The sequence below is a fragment of the Pseudooceanicola sp. genome, assembly GCF_041987405.1.
Taxonomy (GTDB): domain Bacteria; phylum Pseudomonadota; class Alphaproteobacteria; order Rhodobacterales; family Rhodobacteraceae; genus Pseudooceanicola.
Genome location: NZ_JBHIWR010000006.1, coordinates 237,166 through 251,184, shown reverse-complemented (window position 1 = coordinate 251,184; position 14,019 = coordinate 237,166). Strand labels below are relative to the sequence as shown.

Here is a 14,019-nt window from a genome sequence, read left to right as displayed (position 1 = left end):
GCTTCAACAAGCTGAAGAACGCTCGCCGGGTCGCAACCCGCTACGACAAGACCGCTGAGAGCTTCCTTGGCTTCATAGACATCACCTCCATCCGCCTCTGGCTGCGTCTTTTGTCAACATGACCTAGTTACAACATGCGACCTATTTGAGGTGGCAAGGTACCTCTCTGAAAACAGCGACAGGAGATATGCAAAACGTTGCCGAACAACACTTGTAAATGAAACCGGAATCATAAGGTTTCCAAATAGGCCAGCCAAATCGGAGAGCGCTATGTCAGGGAATCCGCAGCGAATGTCCGCAAAGCGGGCTGCGACCGGAGAATCCGAGTGAGGTGTTAATGTCTCCTTTGGCCCCAATTGCTACGGTTGATGTCTGAGACCTGATCGGCAACTCCGTCCGCAGAGCGAACCAACACGCTTTGCGACGACCCCGATATTTCAACGCAATTGACGCGTGGAGCGTGCGGTGGCGCGGTCGGGGCCTCTCCGCCGGGTGACGATCTGGGCCAGGGCGAGTGCAAGGATCATCGCGAGGGTGCCGATCAGGATGCGGATTTCGGCCGGGTCGACCTGGGCGGGCAGGCCGCGGGTGGCGGCATCGGAGGCCAGGCCGGGGCTGGAGAGCACCAGCAGGCAGGCCCCGGCGATGAGCGCACAGCGGGTCAGGCGGCGGGGGGGGCCGCCGGTTTTATCCTGCCGTGCAGGCCACTTCGCACTGTAGACGGGCTGCGCCATGCCATTCCGTTGCCAGTTTGGTTCGGGACATGGATAGGGGCATGAGGGCGGCGCGACATTGATCCAGCGCAAAACGGGGTCCTGAGCCTGGGACAGGTTTGCGCCGGTGCTCAGTCCTGCGCGCCGCTGAGCAGCAGCAGGCGGTGCGGGTCGGTGACGGTGATGTGCTTGCGTGTGGACTGGACCATGCCGTCCTTTTCCCAGGCCGAGAGCAGGCGGCTGACCGTGTGCAGCGTCGTGCCTGTCATCTCGGATATGTTCTGACGGGTGACGGGGAAGGCGATCTCTATGCCCGCCTCGGTCTTGCGGCCGCCCTGGTTGAGCAGCCGCAACACGGCGGCCGCCACGCGCTTTTCCACCGCCTGGGTGGCGAGTTCGGTCAGGGTTTCCTGGATCATGCCCAGGCGTTGCCCGAGGGTCTTGTAGGTTTCCGTGGCGAAGCCGGGGTAGTCGGTCACGAAGCGCTGCCAGAGGGAGACGGGCCAGGACAGGGCGATGGAGTCCGCCGCCGCGATGGAGGTGGCGGGATAGGTGTCGCGTTGCAGGGCGGGGGCGATGCCGAAGAGCTGCCCCGGGGAGATATGCAGCACGATGATCTGGTCGCCGCCGGGGGTGGTGCGGACGACGCGCAGGTAACCGTCGAGCAGCAGGAAGAAGCGGTCGGCCGGGTCGGCCTCGCGGAAGATCGTGGCGCCTTCGTCGTAGCGGTGCGTCTGCGCGTGATCGAGAATCGCGCGGATCTGCGGCCGCTCCAGCAGCGAAAACGGCGGCAGGCCGATCAGCAGGCTTTCATCCAGTCTGTGCACGAAAGGTCCGGGAGTTTGTTCAGGAACAACGTTTACATGTTGCGTCTAGTCCAAAACGGAGCCGAGCGAAATACGCAGACGCCTGAGCAACGACACATGTTGATGGAACAACGGAAACTTCTCTGGCTCCCGCCGTTTCGCGTCACTCCACCACAGTGATGCACCGCGTTCCGCATCGCTGAGCAGCGCCGGGGCGGCCCGTCATGCCGTCCCGGCCGTTTTCATCATAGGCCCGCAGATGACCCCCAAATTGACCTATCATGGACCCGCACTTTTCTCCTTCGGATTCCGGCCGTTTTTCCTGTCGGCCGTGCTGTTCGCCCTGGTGGCCATCCCGTTGTGGTGGGCTGTCTGGCGGGGGGATGTCGGGTTGGCCTCGGCCTTCGCGCCGTCGGATTGGCACAGCCATGAGATGGTCTTTGGCTATGGCGCGGCGGTGGTGGCGGGGTTTCTGTTTACGGCCGTGCCGAACTGGACCGGGCGGATGCCGACACGTGGCTGGCCGCTGATGGTTCTGCTGGCGATCTGGGTCGCCGGGCGGGTGGCCATGGCCGGGTTGACGGGGCTATCGGCGCTGTGGGTCCTGGCGGTGGATCAGCTGTTCCTGCTGGCCGTCGCGGCGATGATCGCGCGGGAGATCGTGGCGGGCAGGAATTGGCGCAACCTGAAGGTGCTGGTGCCGGTCACGCTGCTGTGGCTGAGCAATGTGCTGTTCCATGTGGAGGCGATGACCCATGGGGTGGCCGATTACGGGCGGCGCGGGGGAATCGCGCTGCTGGTCTTTCTCATCATGCTGATCGGCGGGCGGATCGTGCCGAGCTTTACCCGAAACTGGCTGGCTGCGCGGCGGTCAAGCTGGCTGCCTGTGCCGTTCAACCGGCTGGACATGGTGGCGATCGCCGTGGGGGCGGTGACGCTGGTGCTGTGGGTCGTGGTGCCGGAAAGCCTGGCCTGTGGAATGCTGGGGGCGGTGGCCGCGGTGCTGCATCTGGTGCGGCTGCTGCGCTGGAAGGGGATAGCCACCTTCGGCATGTCGCTGCTGCTGATGCTGCATATCGCCTATTTCTTCGTGCCGCTGGGCTTTGCCGGGGTCGCGCTGGTGGCCTTCGGTCTGGCGGGGCCTGCCTTTGGCGTGCATCTCTTCGGGATCGGCGCTGTCGGGGGGATGACGGTGGCGGTGATGATGCGGGCGACCATGGGGCATACGGGGCGGGAGTTGGAGGCCGGGCCGCTGCTGACGCTGGCGTTCAACCTGGTGCTGGGGGCGGCGCTCTTGCGGCTTGGCGGAGGGCGGATGGTGCTGCCCGGGATGGACGGGGTCACGCTGTCGGCGCTGGCCTGGACCTTTGCCTTTGCCCTGCTGGCGATCCGGCTGGGGCCGTGGCTGGCGCGGCCGAAGGTGGCGGCGCGGAGGCCTTCGGGGCGGCGGGTGACGTGAAGGGGCGCCACCAGCCTCGCCACGCAGATCGAATGTCCCGCCCGGCGGCAACGCCGGGCTGCGCCGACCCGCCCCGTCGCACCAAAGGTGCGCGAAAATAGGCTGGCACGCCTTTGGCGTGACGGGCGGCGCAATTGCGCCACCCCGCGGGACGGCGCAGCCCTCGTCAAAAAGCGTTTTATCCCCAGGGATGAGCCGGAGGTCTTCGGTTTGTCGGCGCCTAGGCGGAGATCCTCGGGACGAGCCCAAGGATGACGTCAACCTTTGAAAGCGCCTCTTGATCGGCGCTCCCCCACACAGCCCTCAGACAGGCCGCGCGGGCAGCACTTTGCCGAAACAGTCGCCGAAGCCGATCCGGTAGCCGTCGCCCTTCGCCGCGCCATGCAGGCCGAGGGTGTCGTTGTCGGCGATGAAGGTGCGGGTTTCGCCGCCGGGCAGTTCCAGCGGGTCCTTGCCGCCCCAGCTCATCTCCAGCAGCGAGCCGCGGCTGTCGGGCGTCGGGCCGGAGATGGTGCCGGAGCCGAGCAGGTCGCCGACCCGCATCGGGCAGCCGCTGGTGGTGTGATGGGCCAGTTGCTGGGCGGCGGAATAATACATCTCGCTGTAGTTGGTGCGGGCGAGGGTCGTGGCGGGCTGCCCCTCGGGCGCGAGGGAGACCGACAGCTCGATGTCATAGAGCATCGGGCCCGGTTCGGTCAGGTAGTCGAGCAGGGGTTTTTCGCGCTCCGGCGTGGAGGTGCGGAAGGGTTCCAGCGCGGCGGCGGTGACGATCCAGGGGCTGATCGTGGTGGCGGTCGCCTTGGCCTGGAAGGGGCCGAGCGGCTGGTATTCCCAGGCCTGGATGTCCCGCGCGGACCAGTCGTTCAGCAGGACATAGCCGAAGATGTTCTCATAGGCCTGGGCCACGGTGATCGGGCCGTCGGAGGGCTGGCCGACGATGGCGCCCATCTCCAGCTCGATGTCAAACCGCTGCGAGGGGCCGAAGCGCGGGGCGTCATCCTGCGGGCCCTTGAGCTGGCCATTGGGGCGGATCACCGGGGTGCCGGAGACCACGACGGAGGAGGCGCGGCCGTTGTAGCCGATGGGGATGTGCAGCCAGTTCGGCGGCAGGGCGTTTTCGGGGCCGCGGAAGATCGAGCCGACGTTGAAGGCGTGATGTTTGCCTGCGTAGAAATCGGTGTATTCGCTGACGGTGAAGGGCATGTGCAGCGTTGCGTCGGCCTGGGCCACCAGATGCGGCGCCAGTTGTTCCTGCTGGTCCGCGCCGTCGGAGAGCATCGCCGTCAGCTGCGCGCGCAGGCGGCCCCAGGCGGAATGGCCAAGCGCCATGAAGGCATTCCAGGTGCCCGTGCCGAGCGTGCCGTCGAAGTCGAGCAGGCCCGCGCTTTCCAGTGCGGCGACGTCCAGGATCATGTCGCCGATGGCCACGCCGCAGCGCGGGGCGGTGTCGCCGGTGGAGAAGACGCCATAGGGCAGGTTGTTCAGGGGAAAGGGCGTGTCGGGGAAATTGGCCGTTTCGACCCAGCAGCGGAGGAGAGCGGTCATGTGGTGTCCTTCTCTGAATTATCGGGGCTCGGTATTTCGGGGCTCGGATTGGGGTGGGATCAGGTTGCGTCCGGCTGCGCTTCGGGGCGGGCCTCGGCAAAGGCGGGCAGGGCGAGGCAGCGGGCCTCAATCTCCGTGAGCCGTGTGAAGGGGGCGAGGTCGCAGCCCCATCTGTGCGCGTTGTAAAGCTGGGGTATCAGGCAGAGGTCGGCGAGGCCGGGCGTGTCGCCGAAACAGAAGGGCGTTTCGGGGCGGATGAGGGACTGGAAGGCGGTGAAGCCACGGGTCATCCAGTCGTTCATCCAGGCGGTTGCCGTGTCCTGATCATGGCCCAGGGATTTCAGCTTGCCCACGACGCGCAGGTTGTTCACCGGGTGGATGTCGGTGGCGATGCCCAGGGCGGCGGCGCGGACCCGGGCCCGATCGACCGGGTCGGCGGGCAGGAGGGGCGGGTCGGGATAGACCTCCTCCAGCCAGTCGAGGATTGCCATGGACTGCGTCAGCACGCGGCCATCGTCCAACTCCAGCGCCGGGACGCCGCGGCCGGGATTGACGCGGGTGTAGGCGTCGCCGGATTGCTCTCCGGCGACGAGGTTGACGGAGAGCGGCTCATAGCCGATCCCCTTGAGGTTCAGCGCGATCCGGACCCGGTAGGAGGTGGTCGAGCGCCAGTAGCCGTAGAGTTTCATTTCGTCCCCGGCGTGCCGTCGAACTTCTTCTCCAGATCGTCCCAGCAGTCGATGTAGTCGTCCTGCAGCGGCGCCTCTTTCCCGGCGAATTCGGTCAGGTGCTGCGGGAAGCGGGTTTCGAACATGAAGGACATCGTGTTTTCCAGTTTCTCCGGCCCGAGGTTGGAATTGGACGCGCCTTCAAAGGCATTCTTGTCCGGGCCATGAGGCAGCATCATGTTATGAAGCGACATGCCGCCGGGGACGAAGCCCTGCGGTTTGGCGTCGTACTGGCCGTAAATGTTGCCCATCAGCTCGGACATGATGTTCTTGTGATACCAGGGCGGGCGGAAGGTGTTTTCGGCCACCATCCAGCGGTCGCGGAAAAGCACGAAGTCGATGTTGGCCGTGCCCGGTACGCCCGAGGGGGCGGTGAGGACGGTAAAGATCGACGGGTCGGGGTGGTCGAAGAGGATCGCGCCGACCGGGCAATAGGTGCGCAGGTCGTATTTGTAGGGCGCATAGTTGCCGTGCCAGGCGACGACGTCCAGAGGGCTCTGGTTGATCTTCGTCTCGTGGAACTGGCCGCACCATTTGATAGTGAGGGTGGAGGGCACCTCGCGGTCCTCGTAGGCCGCCACCGGGGCCTTGAAGTCGCGCGGGTTGGCCAGGGCGTTGGCCCCGATCGGACCACGGGCAGGCAGTTCGAATTTCTGGCCGTAGTTCTCGCAGACGAAACCGCGGCAGGGCCCTTCCAGCACCTCGACCCGGTAGACGAGGCCGCGCGGGATGATGGCGATTTCCTTCGGTTCGACGTCGATGATGCCCAGTTCGGTCGCAAAGCGCAGCTTGCCCTGCTGCGGCACGACCAGCAGCTCGCTGTCGGCGGAGTAGAAATAGGCGTCTTCCATCGACTTGGTGACGAGGTAGATATGGCTGGCCATGCCGACCTGGGTGTTGACGTCCCCAGCTGTGGTCATGGTGCGCATGCCGGTCAGCCAGGTCAGGTCCTGGCCGGTCAGGTCGACCGGGTCCCATCTGTACTGGCCGAGCGAGGTGACGTCCGGGTCCACGCAAGGGGCGGATTTCCAGTAGGGCAGGTCCAGCCTGGTGTAGCGAGTGGAGTGTTTGACCGAGGGGCGGATGCGGTAGGTCCAGGTTCGTTCCGGCGGGTGCGCGGTGAAGGCGGTGCCGGAGAGCTGTTCGCCGTAGAGGCCGTAGTTGCATTTCTGCGGCGAATTCATGCCCTGGGGCAGGGCGCCGGGCAGGGCCTCCGTTTCGAAATCATTGCCGAAACCGGGCATGTAGCCCTCGTGCGTGCCCTTGGTGTCGGTCGCGCGGATCATGCCGGTTGGCAGGTCTTGGGCGGTCATTGGTCGTCTCCTTCGATAGGGCCCGGCAGTGGCGGGCGTCGGTGACTGGATGCGGTCGGGGCGGTGTCAGGCCGCGCCGGGGTTTTTGGCCGTGGCGATCGCGGCGCTGAGCACGTCGCGGTCGCCAATCTGGTTGGCAAGGATCAGGATCAGCCGGGCATTGAGCGCGGCGCTGTCGTCCTCACTCAGGCCCGCGTGGGCGTCGATCAACTCGGCGTAGAAGCCATCCTGATCGGGGATGTTGGGATCAAGGTTCAGGGTCATGTCCGGTCCTTCCCGCAGGCTGTGCGCAGGGCCGCGCGGACGGCGGTTTCGTCATAACGCTCCCATCTGGCGGCGACATGCTGATCCGGGCGGATCAGGTAGACTGCGCTGTCGGCGGTGCCGAGGTAGCGGTCCCGGATCGTGCCGGTTGCGTCGTCCTTGGCCGAAAGCGCGAGGCGGCGGATCGGGATGCCCCCGTCCTCCAGATTGTCGGGCGCCTCGGCGTCGATGGTCAGCAGGGTGAAGCCGCCGCCCAGGCCCCGCAACAGGAAGTCGTTGCCGAGGGGCGCGTCGGGGCAGGCACTGCCGACGCGGGTGCGCGCGGGGCCGCCGGGCAGGGCGTCGGGGCCGTTCAGCGACAGGCCGTCGTAGGTGCAGGGCACCGAGAGACGGCCGGAGTTTACCAGCGGGCGGGCGAAGGGGTAGTGTTCGGCAAGATCCAGCACGGCATTGCGGAAGACATGGCTGACCTTGGACTTCGGCGTGATGAAGTCGGTGGCGCGGGTGGAGTTCAGGATATTCTCGTCCGCGCCGTGGACCCGCTCCTCGTTGTAGCTGTCCAGCAGGCTCTCGGGGGCCTTGCCGTCGATGACGAGGCCCAGCTTCCAGCCCAGGTTGTCGACATCCTGCATCCCCGAATTCGCGCCACGCGCGCCGAAGGGCGAGACCTGATGCGCCGAGTCGCCGGCAAAGATCACGCGGCCGTGGCGGAACTGCTTCATCCGGCGGCACTGGAAGGTGTAGATGGAGGACCAGACGAGTTCGTATTCCACATCCCCGCCCAGCATGGCGTCGATGCGTTTGCGGATGTTCTCCTCCTTCAGCTCCTCCTTGCGGTCGACGTCCCAGCCGATCTGGAAGTCGATCCGCCAGACATCGTCGGGTTGCTTGTGCAGCAGGGTGGAGGCGCCGGATTTGAACCAGGGCTCGAACCAGAACCAGCGTTCGGTCGGGAAGCTTTCGTTCAGCATCTTGATGTCGGCGATGAGGAAGCTGTCCTCGAAGACCCGCCCCTCGAAGTCGAGGCCCATCATCCCGCGCAGAGGCGACCCGGCGCCATCGCAGCCGATCAGCCAGTCGGCTTCGATCGTGTAGGGTCCCTCGGGGGTGGTGATGTTCAGGGTGACGTGGTCGTCCTTGACCTCGACACTGTCGACCCGGTTCTTGCCGCGCAGCTCGATCGGGGCGCCCTGGGCCTGGGCCTCGCGGACGCGGTCGACCAGGAAGCGTTCGAAATAGGGCTGCTGGAGGTTGATGAAGGCGGGGAAGCGGTGGCCGCCCTCGGGCAGGAGGTTGAATTCAAAGACCTTCCTGTCGTCGTGGAAGACCTTGCCGACATTCCAGACCACGCCCTTTTGCAACATCGCCTCGCCGCAGCCGTAGCGGTCGGCGATCTCCAGGCTGCGCTTGGCGAAACAGATGGCGCGGCTGCCCATGCCGATGCCTTCGTGATCGTCCAGCACGACGACCGGAATGCCCTGCAGGCCGAGGTCCAGCGCCGTGGCGACGCCGATCGGGCCGCCGCCCATGATCACCACGGGATGGCGGACGGGGGCGGGGGCGTCCTGATCGGTGGCGCGTTCGTAGGGGTAGAGCTTGAAGGCCAGTTGATAGCGGTCGTCCAGCATGTGGCGTCCTCCTCCCGTTTGGTGGTCGTGCCCCGGCCTTGAGCCGGGGCCGCGTTTTGTTTGCCCGCAGGGTCCCGGTTTTGGGCCGGGTTATCTTGGCGTCCGAGGTCCCGGCGCGGGGGCCGGGACTTAGGCTTGTCGTGCGGGGTCCCGGCGCGAGGCCGGGACGGGGTCAGCCTTGCAGGGCCTCCCACATTTCCAGATCCCGTTGTGCCGTCCAGATGCGGGGCGTGTCGATTCCGCGGGCCTCGTCATAGGCGCGGGCGACGTTGAAAGGCAGGCAGTGTTCGTAGATGGCGTAATCGGCGAACTTGGGGTCGCAGACCTCGCGCACGGCGTCCCAGGCCTCTTTCATCGTGCCGCCACGGGCGACGACGCGTTTCACCGGATCATAGGTGCTGTCGACGAAATCGCGGGTGTTCTCGATGGCCTTGTTCACCATCTCCGTACCGACGAGGGCGTCGCCACGGCCGGGTGCGATGGCGTCGACCTCGTGCGCCTTGATCGCGTCCAGCGTGGTGCCCCAGTCGGAGTAGTGCCCGTCCCCGCAATAGCAGGCGGAGTGGTATTCGACGATGTCGCCGGTAAACATGACGTTCTGATCCGGCACATGAATCACCGCATCGCCGGCGGTATGGGCCCGGCCCAGCTTCTTGATGTCCACCCGGCGGTTGCCGAGGAAGACGGTCATACCATCGGTGAAGGTCGTGGTCGGCCAGGTCAGGCCGGGGATCGACTCATGCCCTTCGAAGAGGCGCGGGAAGCGTTGGAATTCGCTGTCCCAGTCCTCCTGTCCGCGTTCGGCGACCATGGCGCGGGCGACGTCGGACATGATGATCTGATCCGCGCCGAAGGCCGAGGCGCCCAGCACGCGGACCGCGTGGTAGTGGGTCAGCACGACGTGGCTGATCGGCTTGTCGGTGACGGAGCGGACGCATTCGATGACCTTGTTCGCAAGACGCGGGGTGGCCTGTGCCTCGACGATCATGACGCTGTCATCGCCGATGATCACGCCCGAATTCGGGTCGCCCTCGGCGGTGAAGGCATAGAGCCCGTCGCCCACCTCGGTGAAGGAGATCGTCTTTTCCGTCATGTCGCCCTGGGATGCGAATGCCTTGGCCATGGTCTGTCCTTTTCGCGCGTCATTGCATTTGCAACGAGTTCTATCTGTCGCGCCCGGCGCGAGTCAACTCTCGCGTCACCTGCGGCAATCTGCTGCCGATCCGGGCGGGTTGAATGTTGCAAATGCAAGGAGGGGCGGTGTTGAATGGCTGCACGCCGCGGGCAGGACATGGGCGAAAGGACAGACATGACACTTCAGACCCCGACCTTCGACCTGGACGGGTTTACCCCCTATCTTGCCGCGGTGGTGGCGCAGACCCTGTCGGACGGGCTGGCCCGGGAATATCAGGCGCGGTTCGCCATTTCAGTGCCGGACTGGCGGGTGCTGGTGCACCTGACGCATTCCGACGGCGCCTCTGTCCGGGATATCGAGAAACGGGTGGTGATGGAGAAATCCAAGGTCAGCCGGGCGGTGGCGCGGCTGGAGGGCCGGGGGCTGATCGCCAAGCGGCAGAGCGAGGACGACAAGCGCCTGCTGCATCTGTCGCTGACCGATGCAGGCCGGGCGCTGATGCTGGAGCTCCTGCCGATGGCCACGGCCTATCAGGAGCGGATCCGGCGCTGCCTGGGACCGGATTACGCAGTGTTCCAGCGGTGCCTGGGGCTGCTTCGGTCGGAGTTTCCGGGGGATGCGGACGCGGGGCGCTGACGCCGCGCGAGGGCCGCACCCTGAATGTCGGGGCTCTCCCGCGTGCCGAGGGCCAGGCGCAGGTCGTCCGGCGCGGCCCTCCCGCAGATGCCGTCAAGCAATCCGGCAATTCGGTTGGTGTTCCCCTTTGACCGGCGGCGCGCCGGGCATGGCGTCGCGCGGGCTGGCCCGGACCTGACGGCCTAGCCTGGTGTAGCCTTGCCTGTTGTGCCGCCGCCCGGATTTGGCGAGGGTGGCGGCATCAGAGGAGGATGGCGATGTCGGAGTATGAGGTTTACGCGGTCAAATACGGCACGATGGAGGGGAAGCGATCGAATTTCTTCATGGCGAAAGATATCCACGACGGTCCCATGGGGCTGGATTTCTTTGTCTGGGTGGTGCGGGGCGAGGCCGGAACCTTTGTCATTGATACGGGATTCGAGGAACAGACCGCCGCGCGCCGTGGCCGCGAGATCTGGCGCCCCGTGGGGGAGGGGCTGAAAACGCTCGACGTTCAGGCGGATGAGGTCAGCGATGTGGTGCTGACGCATATGCATTACGATCATGCGGGCAATCACGACCTCTTCCCCCGGGCCCGCTATCACCTGCAGGAAAAGGAAATGGCCTATGCCACCGGTCCCTGCATGTGCCATGCCACCCTGCGCCACACCTTCGAGGTCACGGATGTGCAGAACATGGTGCAGCGCGTGTTCGAAGGGCGGGTCTGTTTCCACGATGGCAGCCGGGAGATCGCGCCGGGCCTCTCGCTGCATTGGGTCGGCGGGCATTCCCGGGGGCTGCAGGTGGTGCGGGTGAAGACGCGGCGGGGCTGGGTCGTGCTGGCCTCCGACGCGACGCATTTCTACGACAACTTCCTGCAGGGTGTGCCGTTTCCGATCGTGGTGGATGTGGCCGACATGCTGGCCGGGTTCGATACCCTGCGTGAGCTGGCCTCGTCTGACGCGCATGTGATCCCCGGTCACGACCCTCTGGTCATGGCGCGCTATCCGCAGGTGGCCGAAGGGGTGGTGCGGCTGGACGCCGATCCGATCGCCTGACGAGCGGGCAGGCGCGGCCCTCGATCTGGTCGGCCGCGCCAAAATCCCTTGGCGTGCGGGGCGGGTGGGCTAACATCACCGCAACCGGCAGAAAGGCGCCCCTTGGATTTCATCTTCATGCTGACCCGGGATGACCGGACGGTCGCGGATGCGGCGGACCATCTGGCCGTCGCGCAGCGCCTTGGCATCCGGCATATCGGCTTCAAGGATATCGGACTGCCGTTCGATCACCTGCGCGCGCTCAACGACAGCATCCGGGGGCAGGGGGCGACCTCCTACCTCGAGGTGGTGTCCGAAGATCGCGACAGCGAAATCGCCTCGGCCCGGGCGGCGGTGGAGATCGGGGTGGATGTGCTGCTGGGCGGGACCCATGCGCGGGAGGTGCTGCCGGTCATCGCCGGATCGGGGCTGCGCTATTATCCCTTTCCCGGACGGGTGAGCGGCCACCCTTCGGTGCTGAACGGCCCGGCGGAGGATATCGTCGCCTCGGCGGCAGATCTGGCCGCGCTAGACGGGGTGCATGGCCTCGACCTGCTGGCCTGGCGCTACGCGGGGGAGGTGCCGCCGCTGATCGCCCGGGTCTGCGCGGCGGCGCGCAAGCCGGTGATCGTGGCGGGCTCCATCGAAAGCGGCGACCGGATCGCGGCGGCGGGCAGCGCGGGGGCGGCGGGGTTCACTATTGGCACTGCCGCGCTCAACGGGGTGTTCAAGGGGGCGGGGCCGGGGCTGGAGGCGCAGTTGCGGGCGATCCTGACCGCGACGCAGGCGGTGAAGGCCGCGCGCCTGCCGTTTGACCGGGACTGAGCGGGGTGGGTCTGCTTAACTTGGCTCGGAGTGTATTTCGGACCGAAAACGCCCTATTTCTTTTTGCCGGAAATATCTCGGGGTGAGGCGCCTGCGCCGAGGGGCGGCGCCCCTCATGCTGCGGTGCCGCGTGGGGAGTGTTTGACAATTCCCTCCAACGCTTCCAAAAATGTCCAACATTTTGGGGGGGGCGTATGATTTTCACGCGCGGGGAGAGCGAGGACGAAACGGTCGTGGCCATGCTGGCCTCGGCCCTGCGTCGTGACATTTCCTTTGGCGCGCTGTTGCCCGACCAGAAGCTGAAGTTGAACGCCCTGCGCCAGCGCTATGGCGGGTCGAACCATTCGATGAGGGAGACGCTGCGCATCCTCACCGCCGAGGGGCTGGTGGAGTCGACGGCGCAGCGCGGGTTCCGGGTCACCTCCGCCACCGAAGAGGATCTACGCGATATCTGTCTGGTGCGGCTGGAGGTCGAGCGGATCGGCCTGACGCGCGCCCTGAGCCAGGGCGATACCGCCTGGGAAGGGCGGGTGATCGCCGCGCATCACGCGCTGCGCAAGGCTGAGGCGCGGGTGGCGGGGGCGCCGGACGATCTGACCGCGCTGGAATGGGACGAGGCCTGCCGGGCCTTTTCCGCCGCGCTAATGTCGGGTTGTGGCAGTCCGCGTCTGATCGACCTGCAGCGCAAGTTCTTCGACCAGAGCCGCCGGTTCCGGCTGGCTCTGCTGCGCGAAGGAATGCTCGATTTCGCCGCCCGCCGCGACAGGCAGGGCGCGCTGGTCCAGGCTGTTCTGGATCGGGATACCGACACTGCCCTGGCGCTGCTGGAGCAGGAGGTCACGGGAGAATTCAAGACAGGGGCATAGGCCCCGAATGTGATCAAAGGGAGGAGATCATGATCAAACTGAACCGCCGTCAGGCGCTCATCCTCGGTGGCGCTGCCGCCACCACGGCGCTGGCCGCCCCGGCCATTGCCCAGAACACAAAGATCAAGGTTGGCGCGCTGCGCTTCACCTCGCATTCCGGCAGTTTCGTTGCCAAAGATCGCGGCTATTTCGCGGATGCGGGGCTGGATGTGGAACTGGAGTTCTTCCAGGCCGCGCAGCCGATGGCCGTCGCGATTGCCTCCGGCGATATCGACTATGCGGTGACCGCGATTTCCGGCGGGCTTATCAGCCTGGCCCAGAAGGGCGCGATCAAGGTGATCGGCGGCGCGCTGATCGAGGAAGAGGGGATCGACGGTCAGCAGATCCTCGCCTCCGACGCGGCCTATCAGGCCGGGGTGACCGATCCGTCCAAGCTGGATGGCAAGGCTTACGGGGTGACCCAGACCGGGTCCTCCTTCCACTATGTAGGGGACAAGATCGCCCAGGCCGAAGGCATCTCCATGTCCTTCAAGCCGCTGCAGAAGGTCGGAGCCGTGGTCGGTGCGATCAAGTCGGGCCAGATCGACGCCTGGAACATCGTGCCGCATATCGCCAAGCCGCTGGCCGGATCGGGTGCGGTGCATATCATCGGCGCGGTGCAGGACTATCTGCCGGGCTACCAGACGACGACGGTCTTTACCTCTGCCGACAATGCCGCGAACCAGCGCGACAAGACGGAGGCCTTCCTGGCCGGGTTCTCCAAGGGTGTGACCGACTACAACTCTACCATGATCGACATGGCGGGCGGCGAGGCCGGTGTGGACGAGATGGTCAAGCTGATCCATCAGTATGTCTATAACGACCGTCCGTTCGAGAAGGCCAAGCCGTCCATCGTCAACGGCACCATGCGGATCAACGAGGGGGCGAAGCTGAACCTGGCCTCGGTCGAGGATCAGCTGGAGTGGTTCAAGGCCGGGGGCTATGTCGACAGTTCGATCACCCTCGAGGATCTGGTGGATACCTCCTACGTCGAGGTGATGAGCTGAGGTTACGGAGGCTCTCCGACGGAGGGCCGCGACTGACCC

At 65.8% G+C, this 14,019-nt stretch carries 14 protein-coding genes and 1 pseudogene; 7 read left to right on the top strand and 8 right to left on the bottom strand.

Going from position 1 to position 14,019, the window contains the following annotated elements:
* A pseudogene (locus tag ACFC2Y_RS16010) lies at nt 1-122 on the top strand (IS5/IS1182 family transposase); the annotation flags it as partial.
* A 315-nt stretch (nt 123-437) separates the two neighbouring features.
* Here ACFC2Y_RS16010 and ACFC2Y_RS16005 read toward each other — a convergent pair.
* Complete coding sequence (locus ACFC2Y_RS16005) at nt 438-734, bottom strand: hypothetical protein (protein WP_375175573.1); 297 nt, start codon at nt 732-734, stop codon at nt 438-440.
* A 110-nt stretch (nt 735-844) separates the two neighbouring features.
* Nucleotides 845-1,540 carry a Crp/Fnr family transcriptional regulator gene (locus ACFC2Y_RS16000; RefSeq protein ID WP_375175572.1) on the bottom strand — a complete coding sequence of 232 codons (696 nt, stop codon included), beginning with the start codon at nt 1,538-1,540 and terminating at the stop codon, nt 845-847.
* A 238-nt stretch (nt 1,541-1,778) separates the two neighbouring features.
* On the opposite strand from ACFC2Y_RS16000, the gene ACFC2Y_RS15995 reads away from it, so the two are divergent.
* Entirely contained in the window at nt 1,779-2,978 is a 1,200-nt protein-coding gene (locus ACFC2Y_RS15995; protein ID WP_375175571.1) for an NnrS family protein, read from the top strand.
* A gap of 303 nt (nt 2,979-3,281) precedes the next feature.
* Here the strand turns inward: ACFC2Y_RS15995 and fahA are convergent, their stop codons facing one another.
* The 6 genes from fahA to ACFC2Y_RS15965 all read right to left on the bottom strand — a co-directional run bounded on the left by fahA (nt 3,282) and on the right by ACFC2Y_RS15965 (nt 9,579).
* A complete protein-coding gene (gene fahA, locus ACFC2Y_RS15990; RefSeq protein WP_375175570.1) occupies nt 3,282-4,523 on the bottom strand; it encodes a fumarylacetoacetase in 1,242 nt (413 codons plus the stop codon).
* 59 nt (nt 4,524-4,582) lie between these two features.
* Complete coding sequence (maiA, locus tag ACFC2Y_RS15985; protein WP_375175569.1) at nt 4,583-5,212, bottom strand: maleylacetoacetate isomerase; 630 nt, start codon at nt 5,210-5,212, stop codon at nt 4,583-4,585.
* Nucleotides 5,209-6,564 (bottom strand): homogentisate 1,2-dioxygenase, encoded by a 1,356-nt coding sequence (gene hmgA, locus ACFC2Y_RS15980; RefSeq protein ID WP_375175568.1) that lies wholly within the window; start codon nt 6,562-6,564, stop codon nt 5,209-5,211. The genes maiA and hmgA overlap by 4 nt, the downstream gene beginning before the upstream one ends.
* A gap of 66 nt (nt 6,565-6,630) precedes the next feature.
* Complete coding sequence (locus ACFC2Y_RS15975; protein WP_375175567.1) at nt 6,631-6,828, bottom strand: DUF2783 domain-containing protein; 198 nt, start codon at nt 6,826-6,828, stop codon at nt 6,631-6,633.
* Complete coding sequence (locus ACFC2Y_RS15970; RefSeq protein ID WP_375175566.1) at nt 6,825-8,456, bottom strand: FAD-dependent oxidoreductase; 1,632 nt, start codon at nt 8,454-8,456, stop codon at nt 6,825-6,827. The genes ACFC2Y_RS15975 and ACFC2Y_RS15970 overlap by 4 nt, the downstream gene beginning before the upstream one ends.
* Nucleotides 8,457-8,628: 172 nt before the next feature.
* Nucleotides 8,629-9,579 (bottom strand): MBL fold metallo-hydrolase, encoded by a 951-nt coding sequence (locus tag ACFC2Y_RS15965; protein ID WP_375175565.1) that lies wholly within the window; start codon nt 9,577-9,579, stop codon nt 8,629-8,631.
* Nucleotides 9,580-9,723: 144 nt separating this feature from the next.
* Here ACFC2Y_RS15965 and ACFC2Y_RS15960 point away from each other — a divergent pair, with 144 nt between their 5' ends.
* The 5 genes from ACFC2Y_RS15960 (at nt 9,724) to ACFC2Y_RS15940 (ending at nt 13,980) form a co-directional block, all read left to right on the top strand.
* The gene (locus ACFC2Y_RS15960) at nt 9,724-10,227 is read left to right on the top strand and encodes a MarR family winged helix-turn-helix transcriptional regulator (RefSeq protein ID WP_375175564.1); all 504 of its coding nucleotides are present in this window, start codon (nt 9,724-9,726) and stop codon (nt 10,225-10,227) included.
* 257 nt (nt 10,228-10,484) lie between these two features.
* Nucleotides 10,485-11,264 (top strand): N-acyl homoserine lactonase family protein, encoded by a 780-nt coding sequence (locus tag ACFC2Y_RS15955; RefSeq protein ID WP_375175563.1) that lies wholly within the window; start codon nt 10,485-10,487, stop codon nt 11,262-11,264.
* Between the two features lie 102 nt (nt 11,265-11,366).
* Nucleotides 11,367-12,068, top strand: coding sequence for a hypothetical protein (locus ACFC2Y_RS15950; RefSeq protein WP_375175562.1), 702 nt, complete (start codon nt 11,367-11,369; stop codon nt 12,066-12,068).
* A 194-nt stretch (nt 12,069-12,262) separates the two neighbouring features.
* Nucleotides 12,263-12,934, top strand: a complete 672-nt coding sequence (locus ACFC2Y_RS15945; RefSeq protein WP_375175561.1) for a GntR family transcriptional regulator — start codon at nt 12,263-12,265, stop codon at nt 12,932-12,934.
* A 29-nt stretch (nt 12,935-12,963) separates the two neighbouring features.
* The gene (locus ACFC2Y_RS15940) at nt 12,964-13,980 is read left to right on the top strand and encodes an ABC transporter substrate-binding protein (protein ID WP_375175560.1); all 1,017 of its coding nucleotides are present in this window, start codon (nt 12,964-12,966) and stop codon (nt 13,978-13,980) included.
* Nucleotides 13,981-14,019: the final 39 nt, after the last annotated feature.

What these genes read in the sequence shown, in the direction of transcription:
- ACFC2Y_RS15940 (WP_375175560.1), top strand. Translation starts at nt 12,964, where the DNA reads ATGATCAAACTGAACCGCCGTCAGGCGCTCATCCTCGGTGGCGCTGCC.
- ACFC2Y_RS15970 (WP_375175566.1), bottom strand. Translation starts at nt 8,456, where the DNA reads ATGCTGGACGACCGCTATCAACTGGCCTTCAAGCTCTACCCCTACGAA.
- hmgA (WP_375175568.1), bottom strand. Translation starts at nt 6,564, where the DNA reads ATGACCGCCCAAGACCTGCCAACCGGCATGATCCGCGCGACCGACACC.
- ACFC2Y_RS15975 (WP_375175567.1), bottom strand. Translation starts at nt 6,828, where the DNA reads ATGACCCTGAACCTTGATCCCAACATCCCCGATCAGGATGGCTTCTAC.
- ACFC2Y_RS15955 (WP_375175563.1), top strand. Translation starts at nt 10,485, where the DNA reads ATGTCGGAGTATGAGGTTTACGCGGTCAAATACGGCACGATGGAGGGG.
- maiA (WP_375175569.1), bottom strand. Translation starts at nt 5,212, where the DNA reads ATGAAACTCTACGGCTACTGGCGCTCGACCACCTCCTACCGGGTCCGG.
- fahA (WP_375175570.1), bottom strand. Translation starts at nt 4,523, where the DNA reads ATGACCGCTCTCCTCCGCTGCTGGGTCGAAACGGCCAATTTCCCCGAC.
- ACFC2Y_RS16005 (WP_375175573.1), bottom strand. Translation starts at nt 734, where the DNA reads ATGGCGCAGCCCGTCTACAGTGCGAAGTGGCCTGCACGGCAGGATAAA.
- ACFC2Y_RS15945 (WP_375175561.1), top strand. Translation starts at nt 12,263, where the DNA reads ATGATTTTCACGCGCGGGGAGAGCGAGGACGAAACGGTCGTGGCCATG.
- ACFC2Y_RS15995 (WP_375175571.1), top strand. Translation starts at nt 1,779, where the DNA reads ATGACCCCCAAATTGACCTATCATGGACCCGCACTTTTCTCCTTCGGA.
- ACFC2Y_RS15965 (WP_375175565.1), bottom strand. Translation starts at nt 9,579, where the DNA reads ATGGCCAAGGCATTCGCATCCCAGGGCGACATGACGGAAAAGACGATC.
- ACFC2Y_RS15960 (WP_375175564.1), top strand. Translation starts at nt 9,724, where the DNA reads ATGGCTGCACGCCGCGGGCAGGACATGGGCGAAAGGACAGACATGACA.